We start from the raw sequence: 22,006 nt of genomic DNA on the forward strand, positions 1-22,006 counted from the left end.
TCTTGGAACCAGGATCGCCTCTTGGCTGCATGCTCTATGGACGGATCGGACGTGGACGGCGGCACGGCGCTTTCCCGCTTCTGCGCGCTGGCCCGGCAGCTTTTCGCCATGCCCCATGCCTTTGTCCTGCTGGAAGAGGGGGGCGAGTATCGCCTCGTCGCGGGATCGCGGGGCGAGGATCGGGATGACGATCGCATTCTGCACGACGAGGTGATGCGTCGTCGCGCGGCGAGGGCGGTCGGAGTGCAGGAAGACGGCGGCGCCACGGCCTTTCGGGCTGCGGCACCGCTGATGCGCGCGGATGGCGGATGCGCGGGGGTGCTGGCGCTCGGCGACAGCGGGCCACGGCGTTGGGGCGCGCGGTCGTCGGCACTGCTCGAACGGCTGGCGGCGGACGCGGCGGCCCTGTGGCAGCGCGAGGCGGAGAGCGCCGCGGCCACCGCCCGGCTGCGCGATCAGCTGGCCGAGACGCGGCGGGAACTGCACGAACTGGCGGATCATGGCGCGCATGCCCGCATGTTGAGCCGCCAGATGCCCTGGACCGCCGATCCGAACGGCAGCATCCGCGAGGTGGACCCGCGCTGGCTCACCCTGACTGGGCGCACGGCCGAACAGATATTGGGCGAGGGCTGGACCAGCGCGGTTCACCCCGACGACCTGCCCGTCATCGCGGCGGCGTGGCAGCGGGCCCTGTCGACCGGAGCCTCGACGGGGGTCGATGCGCGCGTGCGGATGCAGGACGGGGCCTATCGCTGGTTCAACACCCGCTCCGCCCCGCGTCTGGGAGAGGATGGTTCGATCTATCGCTGGTACGGGACGATCGAGGATATCCATGATCGCGTCATGGCCGAGCAGGCGCTGAGCGAAAGCGCAGCCTTTACCCGCAACGTGCTGGAAAGCACGACCGATTGCGTGGTCGTCATCGATCGCGACTGGCGGATCACCTATCTCAATGCGCGGGCGTCCAAATTCTTTCGCCCGTTCCGCGCGGCGGCGGTCGGCGATGCGGTCTGGGATCGCTTCGCCGAATATCGCAAGAGCGACCTGGCCCAGCGCTTGAAGGTGGCGATCGGTACCGGCCAGCCCAAGCGGTTCGAGATGCACCTGTCCGACCCCGATATCTGGCTGCATATCCATGCCTGTCCGGTCGCCGAGGGGCTGGCGATCTTCTTTCGCAACATCACCAGGCGGATACGCGACCGCGAGCGGCTCGTCCGGCTGGCGCATTGCGACCCGCTGACCGGGTTGGCAAACCGGACCTTGTTCAACCAGGTGCTGGAAAATGCCTTTGCCGGGCGGACCGAACGGCCGGTCGATGTCCTCATGCTCGACCTCGATTTGTTCAAAGAGGTCAACGACACGCTGGGCCATCCGGTCGGCGATGCGGTATTGTGCGCGGTCGCGGAGCGGTTCCGGTCGGTGACGGGTGAGGGGGACGTGCTCGCGCGGCTGGGCGGTGACGAGTTCGCGGTCATCCACTGGCCCGATCCGGCGGGGGGCAGCGCGATCGCGCTGGCGCATCGGCTGCTCGCCTGCTTCGCTGCGCCCTTCCCGCTGGAGGATACGGCGATCCGGCTGGCGGCCAGTATCGGCGTGGCGTCCTCGGTCCAGGCGCAGGGCTCGGCGAACGAGTTGTTCAAATCGGCCGATATCGCGCTCTACCGCGCCAAGGAGGCGGGAAGGGGAACGATCCGCGTCTTCGACTGCCCGATGGCGGCGCGCGTGCGCGACCGCCAGGTCATGAAATATGATCTGGAAGCGGCGCTATCGCGTGACGAATTGCGGCTGGTCTATCAACCGCTGCTCGACCTGAAATCCGGTCGGATCACGGGGGCCGAGGCGCTGCTCCGCTGGCATCATCCGACCCGTGGCGATGTGCTGCCCGGCGATTTCGTCCCGCTGGCCGAGGAGACCGGCCAGATCGTGGCGATCGGCGACTGGGTCGTGGCGACGGCGTGCCGCGATGCCGTGAACTGGCCCGGCGATGCGACCGTCGCGGTCAATCTGTCGGGCGTGCAGTTGCGCGACGACCTGCTGCCGTCGCGGGTGCTGTCCGCGCTGTCGCGATCGGGACTGGCGGCGGAGCGGCTGGAGCTGGAAATCACCGAGTCGATCCTGATGAGCGACAGCGACGGCACCATGGAAAAGCTGCATCGCCTGCGCCGACATGGCGTTCGCATCGCACTCGACGATTTCGGGACGGGCTATTCCTCGCTCTCCTATCTGCGTCGTTTCCGTTTCGACAAGCTGAAGCTCGATCGCTGCTTCGTCGATGACATCGGCCGATCGCCCCAGTCGGATTCGATCGTGCGCGCGGCGTGCGAAATGGGACGCGCCTTTGCGATGACGATGACGGCGGAGGGCGTGCAGACGCCCGAGCAGCTGGAATGGCTGCGCGCGCATGGCTGGTCGCAGGCACAGGGTTACCTGATCGCCCGCCCCCTGGAGGCGGATGCCTTCCTGCGACACATGGTGGCGTACAACCGTTAGTTCGGATCGCCGTTACAGGCGTCATGCCTGCTCGTGCCGCCCCGAACCGACCGTTACCGCCCGGCGGCGCAATGCCGGGCGATGAAGTCGGCATGGACGGGGATATGGCCGACCGCCGCATGGGTCACCGCCGCGATCCGATCCAGCCGGGCGCGCAGTTCCTCGATCGGGATGCCCGCCGCGATCGGGTCATAGGCGCCGGGGTGAAGTCCCTGTCCATCCATCACCGCCAGCCAGCTCGTCTTGGTGAACAGCTCGTCGCCCTCGCGGAACACGCGCCCGGTGCGGTTGTAGATCGCGATCCGCTCGGCCAGCGAGTCCGGGATCGGCATCGCCGCCAGCTGCCGCCAATAGGGGGTGTCGCGTCGCTCGGTCGCGTGGAAATGCAGGATCAGGAAGTCGCGGATGCTTTCGAACTCGGCCGCCATCAACCGGTTGTAACGGCGAATGTCCGCCGCCTCGAACGAGCGGGTCGGCAGCATTTCCAGCAGCCGCGCGATCCCCGCCTGGATCAGATGGATACTGGTCGACTCGAGCGGCTCCATGAACCCGCTCGCCAGCCCCAGCGCCACGCAATTGCCGATCCAGAAACGGTCGCGGCGCCCGGTGCGGAACCGGAGCAGTCGCGGTTCGGCCAGCGGCTCGCCGTCCAGATGCGCGAGCAGCGTCGCGGTCGCCTCGTCGTCGGAGATATGACGGCTGGCAAAGACATGGCCGTTGCCGGTCCGGTGCTGAAGCGGGATGCGCCATTGCCATCCCGCACCATGCGCGGTGGAACGGGTGAAGGGGACAGGCGGTCCCGCCGGAGCGGTCGGCACCGCCACCGCGCGGTCGTTGGGCAGCCAATGGCCCCAATCCTCGAACCCCGCGCCCAGCGTCTCCCCGATCAGCAGGCCGCGAAAGCCGGTGCAGTCGATGAACAGGTCGGCGGCGATATGGGTGCCGTCGGCCAGCATGACCGCCGCGATACGCTCCGGCCGGGCGTCGCGCACCACCTCGACCACGCGGCCCTCTTGCCGGACCACGCCCTGCGCCTCGGCATGGCTGCGCAGGAACCGCGCATAGAGCGCCGCGTCGAAGTGAAAGGCATAGCCGATATGCGCGAGTGGGGTGTTGCCCGGCTGCGGCCGCATGAACCGCCCCGCCCGAGCCGCCGCCGCGCAGATCGAATAGGCCTCGAGCGGCGCGGCTTCGCCCGCCAGCCGCAACCGCTGCCACATTGCCTCGAACGGCACCGCGCCCCGGTCGACGCCGTGCACGCCGAAAGGGTGGAAATAGCGATGGCCGGGACGCAGCCAGTCGACGAACTCGATGCCCAGCTTGAACGTGCCCTGCGTGGCGCGGACGAAGCTGTCCTCGTCGATGCCGAGCAGCGCGTTGAACGCCTGGATCGGGGGGATGGTCGCTTCGCCGACGCCGACGGTGCCGATCTCCTCGGACTCGACCAGCGTGATGGCGGGGCCCTGCGGCCCCAGCACGCGGGCCAGCGCGGCGGCGGCCATCCATCCGGCGGTCCCGCCGCCGATGATCGCGATCCGGGCGATCGGTCCGTCCTGGTCGTCGCGTCGGCTCATGCGTCCATCCGGCATTGCAGGAAGAGATTGCCGGTCAACCGGCCATGGCGCGGGTCCGCCGCCCTATCGGGCAGCGCGGTGATCTGCCCCGAATGGAGCAGCGCCGCGCGGTAGAGGATCAGCCGGTCGGGCCGGGCGGGGATCGCCTCGATCCGCACGAAGGCCGGATCGTCGCCGGTGCAATAGCCCGGCGGCGGGGCGGGGTCCGCCGCCCGCGCCGCCTGATAGGAGGGCAGTCGCTCGGCATCGATGGTCTCGAACCCCGTTGCGCGGTGGCGGAAAAAGGCGGTGCCGTCCGCATGGTCGGCCGACAGGAAATGCACGGTCGCGAATTGCAGGCGGTCGGCGGTGTCGACATGCGGCGCGCGCTGATCCTCGCTCAGATCGGCGGCGGGCGTGGTCACGAGCGAGAAATTGCCGCGGGCACGGGCCGGACGAACCGGCGCGCCGGTAAAATGCGCGGCGATCAGCGGCAGCACCGCGCGCACCATCGCATCGATATAGGCGACCGGCGCAGGCCCCAGCAGGCCGGGATAGCCGCTGCCCACCGATGCGGCGGGGGCGAAGGCGGAGCGGCTGGCGGCGAAATCGCGCAGCGCCGCCATCTGCCCCGACGCCCGGTCGACGATCAGCACGGGTTCGCGCTCCCGCCCGATCCGCAACAGGGTGAAGGCAGCCTCGGCGCCGAAGAAGGAGAATGCCGGGGGCGGCAAGGTGGCCATGGCGATCGTCCCGCAAAAAATACCGGCATGTCCTTGCGATAAGGACATGCCGGCAGTCGGGGATCAATAGGTCGCGCGCAGCGACAGGCCGAAGCGGCGGTCGTTCAGCTGATATTGCAGCGGTTGGCCGATGGTGCCGATATAGGTGACGTTCATGCGGTTGGTCAGGTTCACCGCATCCGCCGACAGCGCGATATGGCTGTTCACATTGACGCTGACCGAGGCGTCGAGCGAGGCATAGGGCTTGGCATATTGCGGCTGGTTGGTGCCCGCGCCGAAGGTCTGGTCGAGATAGCTCGACCGCCAATTATAGGCGAGGCGCGCGGTCAGCGGCCCCTTTTCGTACAGGCCGATCAGGTTGTAATTATGCTTGGACAGCTTCTCCAGCGGCAGCTGGGTCGACATGCCCGATCCGGCGACCGCGAACGGATTGGTCACGTTGGAGTCGACATAGGTATAGTTGGCCTGCACGCCGAACCCGCTGAGCAGCCCCGGCAGGAAGTCGAAGAACTGCTGATAGCCGATCTCGGCGCCCTTGATCGTGCCCTTGCCCGAATTCAGCACCGTGCTGACGTCATAGGCGCGCCCCTGGAAATTCTGGACGACCACGCCGCTGGCCAGGAAGCCGTCGACCTTCTTGTAGAACAGGCCGCCGGTCAGCGAGCCGGTCGGCGCGAAATACCATTCCGCCGTCAGGTCGAAATTGTCCGAAGAAATCGGGTTCAGGCGCGGATTGCCCGAGCTGGCGCTGGGGCGGCCGGTGATCGGGTTGACCTGGTTGGGATTGTTCAGCGTCAGGTTGGTCGACAGCTGGTCGAAGTTCGGCCGCGCCAGCCCCTTGGAATAGGCGAAGCGCATCTGGAACTCGTCGGTCAGCCGGGCGCGGATGTTCACGCTGGGCAGCGCGCGGGTATAGCTTTTCTGGACCGCCAGCGGCGAGGTGGTGCCGTTGGAATTGAACTGCGTCCCGAACGAGGTCAGGTCGGTCTTGACCAGCCGGACGCCCGCGCCGCCGTCGAAGCGCACGCCCCCCGCCGTGAATGCGAAGTCGCCCGCGCCCCAGACCGTATAGGTCTTTTCGGTCTGCGCATTCAGGTCGCCCGGCGTGAACGCATCCTTGGTCTTGGCGCCGAACAGCGCATAGAGCGCCTTGGTCTGCGCCCAGACCCCGTCGCCCGCCGGGAAGGCGGGATAGAGCAGCCCGCCGGTGACGGTGCGTCCGTCGAAGAAATTCTTGGACGGGCCCTGCATCGCCAGCTGCGGATTGCGGCTGAGCGGAATGAGCGCGGTGCCGTCGGGGGCCGAGCAGGACGGGTCGGGGCCGGTGGCGTACAGGCAGACGCCGTTCCAGGTGCCGCGCAGATTGATCGAATTGTCCGAATAGCGCGCGCCGCCGCGCAGCTTCTGCAGGAAGCCGCCCTCCAGGTCATAGTCGATGTCATAGGCCAGCGCGAGCGTGTCGGCGTCGTTCCGCTGCAACGCGTCGGCAATATAGGGGGTGGCGTAATTGGCCGGGTTGGTCAGCAACGCCTTGTCGCGGACATCCCATTGCGGACGGCTGCCGCGCAGGTCGAAATCGATGGTCGACGGATGCGGCGATCCGGTCGTCGTATTCTGGCCGGTTGCGGTGAACAGGGTCAGGACATGGCCGTTGCGATCGGCATTGTAATAGCTCTTCAGATACTGGACGTCGAAATGGACCTTGGCGCGGTCGGTCGCCTGCCAGTCGGCGCCCAGCGTGAAATTCTGGCTCTGGCTCCATAGCTGCTGGTCGAAGCGACCCGACTCGAAATTCTGGCCCTGGAGCGACCCCGATGTGGCGTAGCCATCCTTGTTGAAGGTGAAATTGGACCCCGGCAGCGGGCTCGACTGGCTGCCGCCATTGACGGTGTAGAAATAGGCGCCGCGCCGGTTGAACCAGTATTTGGCGAGCTGATACTGGCCGGTGATCAGCAGATTGTCGGCGGCGCGCCACTGGATCGCGGTCGCGACGCCCAGGCGGCGGCGGTCGCCCAGATCGTCATAGACCTGCATGCCCATCGGCGCCTTGGCATTGGCGGGCGCGCCCGCGATCGATCCGGCGGGGATCGGCTGCTGCGGATTGGCGAGGATGCCGTCCTGACGATAATAGCTGGTCGAATAGACCGCGTTCACCAGGAAGCCGATCTCGCCGATGCCGGTGTCGAACCGGTTGCTGTACAGGCCCGAGGTGGAATAGCCGAACTTGTCCGCGCGGTCATAGTAATTGCCCCGAATGGTGCCGCTGATCGTCTGGCCGGGCTTGTCGAAGGGCAGGCGGGTGCGCAGGTTGACCGCAGCGCCCACGCCGCCCTCGATGATGTTGGCGGGGGCGTTTTTGTACACGTCGATGCCCGCCAGCAACTCGGGCGGAATCCCCTCCAGGTCAAAGGCGCGACCGCCCGAGGCGGAATAGATGGCGCGGCCGTCGAGGAAATTCTGCACCTGGGTCAGGCCGCGCACGGTGATGGCGGGCGAGGTGCGGTGGTCGAAGTCGGTCGCGCCTTCGCCGTAGCGGCGCTGGATCTGGACGCCGGTGATGCGCTGCAACGCCTCGGTCGTGTTGGCGTCGGGCAGCTTGCCGATATCCTGCGCCTGCACCGAGTCGACGATCTGATTGGCGTTGCGCTTGAGCGCCTGCGCCGAACGGAGGGACTCGCGCACGCCGGTGACGACGATGTCCTGGTCGGAGACGCCCTGCGCAACCTGGGTGGCGTTCAGCGCGCCGGTGGGCTTGGTCGGGTCGCGGCCCGCCTCGACGCGCAGGCCGCCGCCCTGCATCGGTGTCGCTTCGCCGGTCTGCGCCTGTGCGCCGCCGCTGAACCCGCTTATGGCCAGAGCCGCCATGGATGCACCGATCAGCCAGCGCGATTGCAAATCTCGCATATATCCTCCCCCAATGTCCGGCCGCTCTTCGCGGCTCGACTGGGATCATGCCATATCGGTAAATGACTGACAAATAGAAGTTGCGGCCCGTCCCCTGCTCGGATCAAGAACAGGGAAGCAAATCGCTCATTTTTCAGCGGAAAAATTGTGAAAACGGCTGTGTCTCGCGCATAGTGGCGAGCGTCATGAATGTTCCTGCCGGGCATCTGAGAGTGCCGATAAAGCGAAAATGAGCCGTTACAGCGTTTTCATCAGACAAATAATGTGGCGGCATCACCGGGGCGCGACGACGCGATTCGGCGGTGCGGTCGACCCGGTCGGCCGTTCGCGTTCGGCATGGCGTCCGGTCATGCAAATATGCCGGATGGCGATCCGTGGGCAGGGCGCGGGGCTGCTGATGGCGGACCGCGCCGGGCGGCTCTATCCCTGCCAGCCCGGGCGGAGCGCCACGCGCAGGATGCGGTCGTTCGCCGCCAGGAACAACGCGCGGCCGCCCTCGCCAAAGGCGCAGTTGGCGATCGGCGCATCCTGCTCGATCAGGCCGAGCGGCTCGGCCTCCGGTGTCATCAGCATCATGCCGCCGGGCACCGAACAGACCAGCGTGCCGTCCCGCGCGACCTTCATGCCGTCGGGCAGCCCGGCGCCGCCCGCCGCCAGCATCGGCCGCGCATCGAGCAGCATGCGCCGCCCGCGCGCCATGCCCTTGGCGTCCAGATCATAGACCATGATCCGGGGCGCGGCCTCGTCCGAAACCGAGACATAGAGGCGGCGCTCGTCGGGGGACAAGGCGATGCCGTTGGGGCGGGTCAGCTCGCCGTCGATCAGGTCGATCCGGCCATCGGGGCGGCGGCGATAGACGCCGTTGACCGTCTGTTCCTTCAGCGGCGAGGTGTCGCCGTCCTTCAGGCCATAGGGCGGATCGGTGAACCAGATCGTCCCGTCGCGCGCGACATGCAGATCGTTGGGGCTGTTGAAGCGCTTGCCCGCATGGCGGTCGGCCAGCACGGTGCGGCGGCCGGTGGTCAGGTCGACCCGGTCGATCGATCGCCCGCCGCTATTGGCGATCAGCAGCGCACCGTCCCTGTCCAGCGCCAGCCCATTGGCGCCGGGCTCGCGGACCAGCGCCGGATCGGTGCCCGGTGCGCCCGACGGATCGAGCACGACGGACACCGCGCGGCCGCGCTGCCACCGGCGGACGATATTGGCGGGCGGATCGGAGAAGAGGAGATAGCCGCCACGCGGCACCCATAAGGGCCCCTCGGCCCAGCGTATGCCGGTCGCGATCACCTCCGGCTCGGTCCCCGGCGCGATCATCCGGTCGAGCCGCGGCGACAGGCGGCGGAGGCGCGGGGGCGTCTCCGCACCGGCGGGCGCGGCGAGCATGGCGAGACCGGCGGCAAGCACGGAGCGACGGGAGAGTGTCATGATGTCGGCAGCTTGCGGGAAAAGCGGTCGCCCGGCAAGCGGGCGGACCGAAGCGTCATCGCCGTGCCTTGCCGCGCGTGACCGTCACCCGCATCGTCACGCTCCGCTGCGACGGCGCGACCTCCTCGTCACGGGTCATGTCGAGGACGGGGCGACCATCGGCGGCCCAATGGACCCGACGCAGGCGCGTGTCGCGACCATCGCCGCCCACCCCGTCACCCCAGCTGTGATAGACGTAGAGCGGATTGCCGTCCTCGTCAGTGGTGAAGGCGCCGTGGCCGACGCCTTGTTCGTACCTGCGATAGTCGATGACGCCCTTGGGCATCGGCTCGCTACGCTGGAGCGGCGCGTTCCATTTGTGCCAGTTGTCGATCCGCGTCGGGTCCTCGCCGTCGCGCAGCCAGGCGCCGCCGACGACATAGGTCGGGCTGACCCCCGAGCTGGAATAGATCAGATGGGTGCGTCCGCCATGATGGAGGGCAAAGGCCCCTTCGGACAGATTTTCCTCGAAGGACCGCGTCGGCGCGACGATCGGGCGCGGGGTGGAGGTGAGGCGGGTGGGGTGCGCCGGATCGACCCGCGCGATCCAGGTCAGCGGATCGCCCAGCGGGCCCTGGCCGGGCAGATAGCGCTGCGACCAGGTGTAATAGGCCTTCCCGCCGATCGTGACATAGGACATGTCGAGGCTGATGTTGCGGGCGAATTCGGCGCGACCCAGCGGCGTTCCGTCCGCCTTTCGAATGGCGGCGGGGCGCGACCAGTCGGCGGGGTTGGCGGGATCGCCGCCGGGCCGCAGCTGCATGATATGCGACGCTACCCGGTCCCAGGCGCCGTCCTTGTTCGACTGATCGTCGCTGGGGTTGAAGCAGGGCGCGAACAGGATGGACAGCCGCCCGCCAATCTCGTGCAGTTCGGGCGCCCAATAGCATCCGGCGATCACGCGTCCCTCGGCGGTACGGTCGCGCCGGGTCAGGCGGTTGAGCAGGTCGACCTCGCGCGCCCGCCCGCCATGGTCGTCGGCCAGCGCCGCGATGCTGTCCGCGACCCGGATCGGCAGATGGGCCGATCCGACATTGTCGTTGTTCGTATCGTCGGTCGCGATGAACAGATAGCGGACCCGGCCGCCCCGTGCGTAGCGATAGATGACCGGATCGGCGCGGTTATAGGCGAAGATGGCCGGATAGACGGGCTGGCGGACGGTCCCCCACACGACATAATGCCCCGGCCCGCCGCGGGCGATCCGCGCCAGATCGGCGGTGTCCCAGTCGACGCCCCGTGTCGCGGACGATCCGTCCGAATAGGTGAGCCGCGCCCGCGTGTTCGCCAGCTGGGGGATTTGCGCGATCGTGATGCGGCGCGGGTCGACCATGGCTCGCAGATTGACGATCCGGCCATAGCGATCGGCCAGCGCGGCGGCGGTCCGGCTGTCGAGCGGCAGGGCGGCGTCATCCTCCGCCATTCCGGCGACTTCGCCCGCCTGAACCGCGCCGACATTGCCCGCCGCGACGATGCGCATTCGGCGTCCGTCATGATCGGGGAAGAAGGGCGTCGCCACCCGCTCGGTCCGTGCCAGATCGGCGACGCCGGTCCAATGCGGCTTGCCCGCATCGTCACGCCAGGCGACCAGATAGCGCCGCGCAGCACTGTCCCAGATCGCGCGCGGGGCGACGATGCCGCCGGTCGTGCCAAGGTCGATCAGCCCCAGTTCGGTGAAGTCGGCGGGACTGGCGGGATCGCTCTTGAAGACCAGCGCGCTCGACCGCTGCGACTTATCCGGCTTTCCCGCCAGATCGACCCGCGTCGCGATGACGCCGAGGCTGCCATCGGCGAAATGGAACAGCGAAGGGGCGACGATCCCACGATGCTCGACCCGGTCGACCCCGACATATTCGCCGATGGGAAAGAGGATGCCGTAATTCGCGTTGAGCGGGGTCGCGGCGCCATTGCCGGTGGCAAGCGCCAGATGGACCGAGCGGGCGATGATCGGCTGGTTCGCTTCATGCGCGTCGGTCGGGCTGCGGCCATAGGCCGACAGGCGCGGTGCGGATCCGGGCAGGAGGGTGACGGTGAAGCGCTTCTCCTGGGTCCCGGTCCCGGCCGTGACGCGACGCCCGGTCAGCGTGACGCGAACCGGCCGATCGCCGCGAAGGACCAGGCGATCGCCATCCAGAACCGGTCGGTCGGCGGACCAGCGTATCGCTCCCTCGGGCGAGACGGGCAGGCGGCTGCCCGATGCCATGACCGGCGGCACGATCCACGGGGCCGCTTGCGCCGCGACCGGCTGGGCGGAGCCGGGGGCGACCATGACGATCAGCGGCCAGGCGGCGGCGCGAAGCAACCCGCTCATCGTGCCGCACCGCTGGTCGGCGAGGCGGGGCTCCAGCGGGCGACCAGCGCATCCCGTTCCCTGGCGGTGATCGACAGGACCGAGCCGTGACGCGGCGAGGCGGGCAGGCGGAAATCCTTGGGATAGGTCCATCGGATGGGGCCGCGCAGCGACCGGGTGGCGAGCGGGATGTAACCGACGCCGCCATAATTATCGACCCAGAGGAAATATCGGAACCCGCTGGTGTCGCCCGGATTGGCGACGAAAGCGCTCGGCCCCTCGACCTCGGGCGTCCCCGCCTTGCGGCCGATGCAGCGGTAGATGGTGCGCCACGCACCCGAATGGCCGGTGGCGCGCAGCGTGCGGGAACGCTGTCCCATGATGTCCGACGAAGGACAGCCCGACACCTCCGACACCTTGGTGAAGCGGTAATAGTCCGCGCCGTCCTTCAGCACGGTGGAATCGATCATGCCCTTGTCCTTCACCAGAAAGGGCAGGTCGGCGGCCTTGAACCAGGGGCGGGGCGGGGTGAAATGGCGGAAGTCGCGGGTGGTGGAGATCAGGATCTGCGGCCCGTTGCCGTCACTGGTCCGGTGGCTGGCATCGGTGAACAGGGTCGATGTCCAATAGACGACATAGGCCTGGATCGTCGGGTCGTAGGTCGCCTCGGGCGCCCAGGTCATGCCCGCTTGAGGAAGGTTGACCTTCACATGACGCTGCTCGCTCCAGTGGACGAGGTCGGTCGATTCCCAGATTTCCAGATAATGGCTGCCCTTGTCGGTCGCGCCGCCCCAGCCGCTGCGCCCCACCGACAGGTCGGTCGCCAGCAGGAAGAAGCGGTCGCCCTCCGCCGATCGCAGGATGAACGGATCGCGCAGGCCCATCGTGCCCTTGCTCGACTCCAGGACCGGCCGTGCGCCGTTCAGCTCCCGCCATCGCAGCGCGTTGTTGCCGTCCGAAACCGCGAAGCGCAGCTTCTCACCCTCCACCGTGTCGGAATGGAAATAGACGAACATATAAGCGCTCATGTCGGCGGGACGCGGCGCGGCGGCGGACAGGATAGTCAGGTCGAGCGGGACCATGACCGGCGCGGCCCCCGGCGCGGTGATGGTCGCGGTCAGCCGAACCCGGCGGTCGGTCCGGCCGCGATGGACCACGCCCTTGAGGACCCGATCGTCGCCCTGGCCCCGGTCGCTGTCCGACAGGATCGCCGGGTCCGACGAACGCCAGCCTATCGTGACGAGACGGGCCTGCGGGTCGTCGGACGTGGCGGCAAGATCGGCGGCGGTATCGGGCAGGGTGATGCTGCCCCGGATCGGCGCGGTCAGCACGGGATCGCGACGGATCGCATCCGCCACCCGGTGCGCCAGCGCCGCCGCGTCATCGGCGGGCGCTGCCACTGGAGGGGTCGGTGCGGCGGGCATCGCCCATGTCGGAGTGATGGCGACGCTGGCCAACGCCAGCAAAAGCCCTTGTCCGCGCCCCAATCCCGGTATCCTGCCCGACATTCCCGCTCCCCGATGCTGTGATTTCGGGGCAGGATCGATCATTATGTCCTACAAGTAAAGCGGCAAGGTCGCCCTATTCGCCGGGTATGGCCAGTGCGAATGTCGTCGTCGCCACCGGCAACAGCGTCAGGTCGCCGCCATGCGCGCGGGCGATGCGTCGGGCCAGGGTCAGGCCGATGCCCGACCCGTCGGGCTTGGTGGTGTGGAAGGGGCGGAAGATCCGCGCGCGCTCCGGCCCCGCTACGCCGCCGCCGCTGTCGGTAATCGCAAAGCGCAGGCTAGGCCCGTCCATCGCGGCGGTCAGCGTCACCTGCGGCGCGACCGCTCCGCCCAGCGCCGCCTCGGCCGCGTTTTGCAGGAGCGCCCAGAGCGCCTGAGTCATCTGATCGCGGTCGCACCGTCCGATCAGTCCGTCCGGCACCGCCATGGAGAGCGCGACCCCGCTTCCGAAGCGCTGCTCGAACAACCGCGCCAGATCGACGGCCAGTTCGGCGACCTTGAACGGGTTGCGGACCGGATCGGGCAGCCGGGCCAGCGTGCGATAGGCGCGGGTGAACCGCTCCAACCCCTCGATCCGCCTGGCAAGGGTGGCGAGGATGCCGTGCAGTCGCGCATCCTGCCGCTCCGCCGCCATCACCGCGCTGTCGGCCAGCGACACGATCGGCGACAGGCCGTTCAGCAGCTCATGCCCCAATATGTCGATCATCTCGCTATCGGCATGCGCCTCGGCGGTGCGGCGCTCCGCCTCGACATCGATCAGCATGGCCAGCGCGCGCTCGGGCCCGGCCTCGACGCGTTCGATCCGCCAGCTTCGCCCCTCATGCCGCAACCGGCTTTCCTGCGGCGCGAACAGCGCGGGCGGTGGCGATGACAGGCGGTCGTCGGTCGCGAACAGCGTCCGGCCGGCGCGGTTGAGCGCCCGTGCCGATCGCCCCTCGATCCGCAGCAGCGGCAAGGGGATCTGGTCGAACAGCGCATGGAGCGGCGGGCCGCGCGGCGCCATGTCGGCGGGCGCGGGGGCGGGGGGCAGGAGGGGCGTCCGCGCGGCGGCCCAGCCGATCGCCCCGATCAGCCAGCCGGTGCCCAGGCCCAGCCCCAGCACCGACCCCAGCATGCCGTTCTGCCACGCCACCACCATCAGCCCACCGAACAGCGTCAGCATCAGTCCCGACAGGAGGATGGCGACGACCCGCCGGGCCGGCGCGTCAAAGCCCATGGCGCGCCATGCGACGATATAGCGCGCCCCGGCTGAGCCCCAGGGCCTGTGCGGCATGGGTGACGTTGTGATGATGCTCGATCAGCGCCGCCTCGATCATCCCCCGCTCGGTTTCGTCCAGGTCGAAGCTGGAGCGCGGGGCGGCGGCGGCGACCGGCGCGGCGGGGGCGAGCAGCGCCGCCTCGATCACGCCGCCATCTCCCAGCAGCAGCGCCCGCTCGATCGCGGCGGACAGGCCGCGCGCCTCGTCGGCCCATGGCGCGGAGATCAGCAGCGCCTCCGCCGCCGGGGTGAAGCGTGGGGCCGGGCGACCATGCCGCTCGGCCGCGATCCGGGCGAAATGGCGCGCGAGCAGGGGAATGTCCGCCCGACGCTGGGTGAGCGAGGGGGCGGCGATCTCCACCGTCGCGATCCGCCGCGCCAGCGCCGGGGTGATGCCACCCGGATCGTCGGCGATCGCGATGAAGCGTGCCGTCATCGGCAGCCGATCGAGCAGCCGCGCCTGCGCGACCTCGTCCAGCCGGTCGGGATGGCGCAACAGCCAGGTCCCGGCCTCTTCACCGGCCAGCCGGTCCCACGCCGTCATATCACGCAGGTCCAGCCGCGCCATCGGCCGGTCCGCACCATCGGAGGCGGCGTGGACCGCCTGGGCGATCAGCGTCCGCCCCGCGCCCGACGGACCGGTGACGACGATCCCCGCCCGGGTCGGCCCGACGCGGCGGATCAGCGCGCGCACCTGCTCGATCGCGGGACTGTCGCCCAACAGCCGGGCTGGCTCGCCGCCGTGGACCTCGCCGCTATAGGCATGAGGACGATCGGAGCGGGGGGCGGGGCGGGCGGCGGCGACCTCGATCTTGGCGATCAGCTCGGCATTGCGCCACGGCTTCATGACGAAATCGCGCGCCCCCGCCTGCATCGCGGCGACGGCCAGGCGTATGCCGCTATGCGCGGTGATCACGATGATGCAGGCCGCCGGATCGTCGGCGAGCAGCCGCGCGAGCATGGCCAACCCCTCCGCGCCATCGGTGCGTCCGGCGGCGTAGTTGAGGTCGAGCAGGATCGCGTCGTACCGCCGCGCCGCCAGACGGGAAAAGCCCTCTTCCGGCCCCGATGCGATATCCAGCCGGTGTCCGGCCAGCTCGATCGCGATGCCCAGCGATTCGGCGATGCGCGGATTGTCGTCGATGACCAGGATCGACAGCGCGCTTGACGACGCCCCGCACCGTCCATTTCCGGACAGGCTGTCCGAACGCGAACGGTCGGATTCGGCGGTCGGCGGGGAAAGTGGCGGTTTCATAGGGCTTTAGGTTTTTCGACCGTCCTGGGTGACATTCGTCCCATGATGACCGAACAGATGACAGGCGCAATCACTTCCGCCAGCGGGGATGGCGGAGGCGTTTCGGGGACCCCGCCGGGGGCCGCGATGGACCGCCGGATCGCGCGAAAGCCCGTCCCCTGGTGGCGTCGCCGCGCGGTCGTGGTCGCCATGCTGGTGGTGATCGGCGCGGGGCTGGTCTGGCGCTTCCTGCCTGCCGCCGGATCGACCGACATCGCCGCCGCCAATGTCGACACGGGCGAGGTCACGCGCGCCGCGTTCGACGATTACCTGCCGGTCCGCGCCACGGTGACGCCGCGCGTCACCACGCTGGTCGGCGTGCTGGCGGGCGGACAGGTCGAGAAGCTGTTGGCGCAGGACGGCGACATGGTCCGCGAGGGACAGCCGCTCGCCACCCTCGCCAATCCGCAGCTCAAGCTCGACGTGCTGACCCGCGAGGCGCAGATCGCCAGCCAGCTGGGCGGCGTGGCGAGCGAGGGGCTGGGGATCGAGCGCAACAAGCTCGACCGGGCGGGGCAGGTGGCGCAGGCCGAATATGACCTCATCAAGGCGCGGCGCGACCTGGGCATCCGGCGCCAGCTTCACGACCAGGGCTTCCTGTCGGATGCGGGCGTCCGCAGTTTCGAGGAGGAGGCCTCCTATCAGGAAAAGCGCCTCGCCCAGCTCAAGTCCGGCCGCGCGACCGAGGCGCGGATCACCGCGACCCAATCCGCGCGGCTGTCCGACACGCAGACGCGGCTGTCGGGCAATCTGGCGGCGGTGCGCGCCGGGCTGGAGGCGCTGACCATCCGCGCGCCGACGGGCGGGCGGCTGACCAATTTCACGATCCAGCCGGGCCAGACGCTCAAGCCCGGCGACCCGGCGGGCCAGGTCGATAGCGAGGGGGCGTGGAAGCTCGTCGCGCAGGTCGACGAATATTATCTGGGCCGTGTCGCGGTGGGGCAGAAGGCGACGACCTCGGACGGCGTCGGGCTGACCGTGTCGAAGGTGCTGCCGGCGGTGAAGGACGGGCGGTTCCAGGTCGAACTGACCTTCGACCGCGCGCCCGCCGGGCTCAATCGCGGGCAGACGATCGACATCCGCATCACGCTGGGCGCCGCGAGCCGCGCGCTGGTCGCCCCGGTCGGCGGCTGGCTGGAGGCGGGCGGCAGCTCGGCCTTCGTCCTCGATCCCGACGGCGCGCATGCCCGCCGCCGCACCGTGCGCATCGGCCGCCGCAATCCCGAACAGGTGGAGATCCTGTCCGGCCTGAACCCCGGCGAGCGCATCGTCACCAGCAACACATCGTCCGTGAAGGGCGACATACTGAACATCCGATAAGGGGGACCGACAGATGATCCGACTGGAAGGCATTCAGCGCCGCTATGTCTCCGACGAGGTGGAGACGACCGCGCTGCACGATATCGACCTGCATGTCGCGGCGGGTGAGTTCCTGGCCATCATGGGCCCCTCGGGCTGCGGCAAGTCGACCTTGCTCAACACGCTGGGCACGGTCGACCGGCCGACGGGCGGGCGATATCTGTTCGGCGACCGCGATCTGGCGGCGATGGACGAAAAGGAGTTGGCGAAGTTCCGTGCCGAGACGCTGGGCTTCGTCTTCCAGAGCTTCAACCTGATCGACGAGCTGACCATCGAGGAGAATGTCGCGCTCGGCCTCGCCTATCGCAGCGATGCGGGGGATCGTCGCGGCCGGGTGGCGGCGGCGATGGACAAGGTCGGCATCGCCCACCGCGCGCGCCACTTCCCCCACCAGCTGTCGGGCGGCCAGCAGCAGCGCGCCGCCATCGCCCGCGCGATCGTCGGCGACCCCAAGCTGATCCTGGCGGACGAGCCGACCGGCAATCTCGACACCGCCAATGGCGAGCAGGTGATGAACATCCTGACCGGCCTGAACGATGCGGGCGCGACCATCGTGATGGTCACCCACTCGCCCAGCCATGCCGACCTCGCCAAGCGCCGCATCGACATGCTCGACGGCCGCATCGTCGCCAGCGCCATGCGCGCGATCTGAAAGGATTTGTGATGAAGACCATGATCCCCGCCATCGCCCTGCTGTCGCTCGCCGCCGTCGGCGCCGCCGCGCAGGACAACGCCCAGACCTCGCGCAGCTTCGATGTGCGCGGGTTCGATCGGATCTCGCTCGAAGGGTGTGACAGTGCCGTGGTCACGATCGGCTCCGACTTTTCGGTCAGGGGGATCGGGCCATCCGTATCCCTGGCCGTCATCCGGGCCGAGGTGCGGGGGCAAAAGCTGATCGTCGACCGCCCCGAGCATATGTGCGACAGCCGCGCCAAGCGGCCGGGCATCACGCTCGAAATCACGCTGCCGCGCCTGCGGGCGGTCGAGTCGGAGGGCACCGGCTCCTTTCGGCTTCGCCCCTTCGAGGCGGCGGAGTTCCAGGCAGACATGACGGGCACCGGTAACCTGACCGTCGAGGGCCTGCGAAGTCAGCGCGTGGGGATCGTCATGTCCGGAACAGGGAACGCCATGCTTCAGGGCATCCGGATTGCCAGGCTGTCGCTCGAACTGAACGGGACCGGCTCGATCCGAGGGGCGGGCGCGGTCGAAGCCTTGACGATTGACAGCAGCGGCACCGGCAATGTCGATACCACCGCCATGTCCACCCGCAACCTGTCGGTCGATGCCAGCGGAACGGGCGGCGTGCGGGCGCAAGCCGACGGACCGGCGACCATCGACGCCAGCGGTATGACCCGCGTCGTCGTGAGCGGCCGCCCGCAATGCAGCGTCGACAAGAGCGGCTTTGCCCGCGTCACCTGCGGCTGAGCCGGGATTATCGGGGGGCTGTCATCATGAACCGCTACGCGCTTCTCTCGCTCTATCGCTCGCTTGTGCGCCACAAGCTTTACGCCGCGCTCAACATCGGGGGGCTGGCGGTGGGCATCGCCGTGTTCCTGGTGCTGGGCCTCTATGTCCGGTTCGAGACGGGGTATGAGAAATGGCTGCCGAACCATGACAAGATTTATCTGGTCGAGACCGTATGGAATCTGAAGGGCAGCGAGTTCAACGGTCCGTCGGCCGAGACGATGGGTGGTCTGCTCGACCAGTTGCGGGGTGATTTTCCCGGCGTCATCGGCACGCGACTGAGCGGCGGCAAGGGGGGCGGCAGCGTGCTGGTCAACGGCGTCGCCACACAGGAGGATGTCGCGCAAGTCGACCCGTCCTTCTTCGATGTGTTCGACCTGCCGATGGTGCGCGGAAACGGGCGTCAGGGGCTCGCAAGCCCGACGGGCACGCTCATCAGCGAAAGTCTTGCGCGCAAATATTTCGGCAACCAAGACCCCATCGGCCGAACCATGACGATCGTCGGGGATGCGCCGAAGCAATATCGAGTCAACGGTGTGTTCCGGGACCTGCCCCATGCGACCGAACAGCAATTCACGATCCTCGTCCCCTTGCCGCGCACGCCTCATTCTCCCCAATGGACTCATTGGGGCAGCACGGCGCTGACGACCTATCTGCGTTTCGATACGTCGGCAGCGGCACGGAGTTTCGAGCAGAAAATGCCCGGCTTCATCGATCGGCATGGCGCGAACGATTTCGATGGTCGTCCATCGGATCAGATCGGCATTGCTCTTTACCCCTTGGCCAAAGTCCATCTGGCCCCGGATGTCGGCGAAGGGCAGCGCATGACCGTGGTGACGCTGGGTATCGTCGGGATCGTGACGCTGCTCATCGCGCTGGTCAACTATGTGAACCTTGCGACTGCGCGATCAGGGCTGCGGGCCCGTGAAGTCGCGATGCGCAAGGTGCTCGGTGCCGATCGCTTCGCGCTCATCCGCCAGTTTCTCGGCGAGGCCATTTCGATGGTTGCCTTGGCCGCATTGTTCGGCCTGATCCTCGCCGAACTAGGCCTGCCGTTGGTCAATGCCGCGGGCGGCTTGTCACTGACCATACCGTATCGGCTTGTGTTGCCCGGGCTGGCGTTGCTGGTGGTCGTTACCGGTGTCACGGCGGGCTTCTATCCTGCAATGGTTCTTGCCCAATTTCCCGCAGCCTCGGTTCTCGCTTCGTCGCGTACACCGGGTGGCGGCCGTTCCGGCACACGAACGCGTGAGGCTTTGGTCGTCTTTCAGTTCGGTCTGGCGATCGCGTTCATGATCGGTACGGCCGTGCTGGTGGCGCAGACCTGGCATGTCCGCAACGCTGACCGGGGTTTTCGGCGCGACGGCCTTCTGATCATTCCGTCGTTATCGAGCGATCAGATCGGACCGACGCGTGCCGATGCGATCATTGCGGCGATCAGGGCATTGCCGAACGTACGTGCCGTCGGCGTATCCAATTTCGTGGCGGGCGGTAGCGGTAGCAAAAGTAGCGACAATATGCCGTTGCCAGGTGTGGCTGGAAACGGACCCATGCTGAATTGGGTCGATGTCGGTCGCGATTTTTTCAAGACGCAGGGTGTCAGCCCGATCGCCGGCCGATTGTTCGACGATGCGCATCGCAGCGACGATCGTAGTCTGGTGGCCGACGGGGGCGGCAAGAACATCGTCATCAACCAGAAGGCGGTCAGCACGCTTGGCTTCAAGTCGCCTGAGCAGGCGGTTGGCAAGACGGTGGGGGGTGATCGTCCACGCACGATCATCGGCGTCATCCCCAATGTTCGTTTTGAATCGCCGCATGATCCGACGGTCGCAACCTATTATTACTATACGACAAAGGCGCCATCCTTCGTTACCGTCGCAAGCGTTCGGGTGTCGGGCGATCCGCGTGCGACCTTGGCGCAGATCCGCAGCATATGGCAGCGATTGGCGCCCCAGGTACCGTTCAATGGTCAGACGGCGGATGAGCGTCTCGACCGCTATTACAAGGCCGACGAGCACGCGGCCCGCTTGTTCGGCATCGGTGCCAGTCTCGCCGTCCTGATCGGCTGCGTCGGCCTCTGGGGCCTGGCCTCGTTCAACACCCAGCGGCGGGTGAAGGAGATCGGGATCCGCAAGACGCTGGGCGCGTCGTCGGCGGCCATCGTGAAGCTGTTGGTCGGGCAGTTCCTGCGGCCCGTCATCCTAGCCAATCTGCTCGCTTGGCCGCTCGCCTATGTTGCGATGCGGACATGGCTGGCGGGGTTCGAGGATCGTATCAGCCTATCGCCGCTCTATTTCCTCGCCGCCACCGCCCTGGCGCTGACTATTGCGGTGCTGACCGTGCTGGGTCAGTCGCTGCGGGCCAGCCGGGCGGCACCGGCCTGGGCGTTGCGTCATGACTAAGCGGTGGCTTCTGACGGGGGCGGCGCTGGTGCTGGCCGTGCCCGCGTCGGGCGAAACCCTGCGCGATGCCATTGCCGCGGCATGGGACGGCAATCCCCAACTGGCCGCCGCACGGGCCCGGCAGGAGGCGCTGGCCGAGACGCCCAACCAGGCGCGAGCGGCCGGGCGGCTGACCGCGGCGGCGACGGGCGGCGCGGGTTATGACCGGCTGGGCTATGACGATACGGGCAGGCGTTCGGGCGCGTCGAGCGGGACCGGCGCGGTGACGGCGACCCTGCCGATCTGGACCGGCGGGCGCGTGCGCGCGGCGGTGCGTGCGGCGGACGGCGATGTCGCGGCGGGGGGCGAGGCGCTGCGCGATGTCGAGGCCGACGTGCTTGAACGCGTCGTCGGCGCCTATGCCGACCTGCTCTATACGCAACAGGCGGTGGAGATCGCGCGGGTCGGGATCGAACGGCTCGACCGGCAGGTGGCGGAAGCCCGCTCGCGCTATGGCCTGGGGCAGGCGACGCGCACCGACATCGCCCAGCTGGAGGCGCAGCGGGCCAGCGTCGTCTCCAACCTCGTCGATGCCGAAGGGGCGGCGGCGACGGCGGCGGCGAGCTATCGTGCGGTCGTGGGGCGCGACGCGGGGGCGCTCGATGCGACGATCGCGCCGCCCACGGCCTTGCCCCACACCCTGGCCGATGCGCGCGGCGCGGCGGAGGCGGCCAATCCGCTGCTGCTGGCGCAGCGACAGCGGGTGGAGGCGGCGTCCGCGCGGGTCGATCAGGCCCGCGCCGAACGCGCGCCCGCGCTCGACCTGACCGGAAATTACGGGCGCGGGGTGCAGGTGGCGGGCGGCCGCTGGACCGGCTTCGACAGCGCCGCGAGCGCGGGGCTGGGCCTGCGCGTGCCGCTGCTGACCGGGGGGGTGGTCGCCTCGCATGTCCGGCAGGCGGAGGCGGTGCGGCGGGCGGAGCGTTTCGATGTCGAGACGGCGGCGCGCAATGCGGTCCGGAGCGCGGATACCGCCTGGGCCTCGCTGATCGCGGCCGAGGGACGGCTGAAGGCCAGTGTCGAGGGGCTGTCCGCCGCCGACCTCGCGCTGAAGGGCGTGCGCGCCGAATATGGGTTCGGGCTCCGTTCGACCATCGACATTCTGGTCGCCGACCAGAGCTATCGCTCGGCGCAGCTGGCGGTGGCGCGGGCGAAGGTCGATGTGCTGACGGCGCAGGCCGCGCTGCTGCGCGCGACCGGGCGGATGGGGCGGGGCGCGTTCGACTGAGCGCGGACCCGCC

At 68.5% G+C, this 22,006-nt stretch carries 14 protein-coding genes; 6 read left to right on the plus strand and 8 right to left on the minus strand.

Going from position 1 to position 22,006, the window contains the following annotated elements; genetic code table 11:
- Nucleotides 1-21: 21 nt before the first annotated feature.
- Nucleotides 22-2,490: a putative bifunctional diguanylate cyclase/phosphodiesterase gene (locus ACFX59_RS08950; protein WP_387431652.1), complete on the plus strand. Its 2,469-nt coding sequence runs from the start codon at nucleotides 22-24 to the stop codon at nucleotides 2,488-2,490.
- A 53-nt stretch (nucleotides 2,491-2,543) separates the two neighbouring features.
- On the opposite strand, the gene ACFX59_RS08955 is transcribed toward ACFX59_RS08950, so the two are convergent.
- The 8 genes from ACFX59_RS08955 to ACFX59_RS08990 form a co-directional block, all read right to left on the minus strand.
- Nucleotides 2,544-4,064, minus strand: coding sequence for a tryptophan halogenase family protein (locus ACFX59_RS08955; RefSeq protein ID WP_387431654.1), 1,521 nt, complete (start codon nucleotides 4,062-4,064; stop codon nucleotides 2,544-2,546).
- Nucleotides 4,061-4,786 (minus strand): DUF6445 family protein, encoded by a 726-nt coding sequence (locus ACFX59_RS08960; RefSeq protein WP_387431656.1) that lies wholly within the window; start codon nucleotides 4,784-4,786, stop codon nucleotides 4,061-4,063. Before ACFX59_RS08960 ends, ACFX59_RS08955 begins: the two co-directional genes overlap by 4 nt.
- A gap of 63 nt (nucleotides 4,787-4,849) precedes the next feature.
- The gene (locus tag ACFX59_RS08965; protein WP_387431657.1) at nucleotides 4,850-7,690 is read right to left on the minus strand and encodes a TonB-dependent receptor; all 2,841 of its coding nucleotides are present in this window, start codon (nucleotides 7,688-7,690) and stop codon (nucleotides 4,850-4,852) included.
- Between the two features lie 420 nt (nucleotides 7,691-8,110).
- Nucleotides 8,111-9,115: an SMP-30/gluconolactonase/LRE family protein gene (locus ACFX59_RS08970; RefSeq protein ID WP_387431660.1), complete on the minus strand. Its 1,005-nt coding sequence runs from the start codon at nucleotides 9,113-9,115 to the stop codon at nucleotides 8,111-8,113.
- 55 nt (nucleotides 9,116-9,170) lie between these two features.
- Nucleotides 9,171-11,462: a family 43 glycosylhydrolase gene (locus ACFX59_RS08975; RefSeq protein WP_387431663.1), complete on the minus strand. Its 2,292-nt coding sequence runs from the start codon at nucleotides 11,460-11,462 to the stop codon at nucleotides 9,171-9,173.
- Nucleotides 11,459-12,949, minus strand: a complete 1,491-nt coding sequence (locus ACFX59_RS08980) for a family 43 glycosylhydrolase (RefSeq protein WP_387431666.1) — start codon at nucleotides 12,947-12,949, stop codon at nucleotides 11,459-11,461. The genes ACFX59_RS08975 and ACFX59_RS08980 overlap by 4 nt, the downstream gene beginning before the upstream one ends.
- Before the next feature lie 73 nt (nucleotides 12,950-13,022).
- A complete protein-coding gene (locus ACFX59_RS08985; protein WP_387431669.1) occupies nucleotides 13,023-14,165 on the minus strand; it encodes a sensor histidine kinase in 1,143 nt (380 codons plus the stop codon).
- Complete coding sequence (locus tag ACFX59_RS08990; protein WP_387431672.1) at nucleotides 14,155-15,462, minus strand: sigma-54-dependent transcriptional regulator; 1,308 nt, start codon at nucleotides 15,460-15,462, stop codon at nucleotides 14,155-14,157. Before ACFX59_RS08990 ends, ACFX59_RS08985 begins: the two co-directional genes overlap by 11 nt.
- A gap of 126 nt (nucleotides 15,463-15,588) precedes the next feature.
- On the opposite strand from ACFX59_RS08990, the gene ACFX59_RS08995 reads away from it, so the two are divergent.
- The 5 genes from ACFX59_RS08995 to ACFX59_RS09015 are packed head-to-tail and all read left to right on the plus strand — an operon-like array spanning nucleotide 15,589 to nucleotide 21,993.
- Nucleotides 15,589-16,821, plus strand: coding sequence for an efflux RND transporter periplasmic adaptor subunit (locus ACFX59_RS08995; RefSeq protein WP_387431676.1), 1,233 nt, complete (start codon nucleotides 15,589-15,591; stop codon nucleotides 16,819-16,821).
- A 13-nt stretch (nucleotides 16,822-16,834) separates the two neighbouring features.
- Complete coding sequence (locus ACFX59_RS09000; protein WP_307097969.1) at nucleotides 16,835-17,512, plus strand: ABC transporter ATP-binding protein; 678 nt, start codon at nucleotides 16,835-16,837, stop codon at nucleotides 17,510-17,512.
- An 11-nt stretch (nucleotides 17,513-17,523) separates the two neighbouring features.
- Nucleotides 17,524-18,285 carry a GIN domain-containing protein gene (locus ACFX59_RS09005; protein WP_387431680.1) on the plus strand — a complete coding sequence of 254 codons (762 nt, stop codon included), beginning with the start codon at nucleotides 17,524-17,526 and terminating at the stop codon, nucleotides 18,283-18,285.
- 26 nt (nucleotides 18,286-18,311) lie between these two features.
- Nucleotides 18,312-20,726 (plus strand): ABC transporter permease, encoded by a 2,415-nt coding sequence (locus ACFX59_RS09010; protein ID WP_387431683.1) that lies wholly within the window; start codon nucleotides 18,312-18,314, stop codon nucleotides 20,724-20,726.
- The gene (locus ACFX59_RS09015) at nucleotides 20,719-21,993 is read left to right on the plus strand and encodes a TolC family outer membrane protein (RefSeq protein WP_387431685.1); all 1,275 of its coding nucleotides are present in this window, start codon (nucleotides 20,719-20,721) and stop codon (nucleotides 21,991-21,993) included. Before ACFX59_RS09010 ends, ACFX59_RS09015 begins: the two co-directional genes overlap by 8 nt.
- Nucleotides 21,994-22,006 lie beyond the last annotated feature (13 nt).

This window comes from Sphingomonas sp. NCPPB 2930 (assembly GCF_042867205.1).
Lineage (GTDB): Bacteria > Pseudomonadota > Alphaproteobacteria > Sphingomonadales > Sphingomonadaceae > Sphingomonas.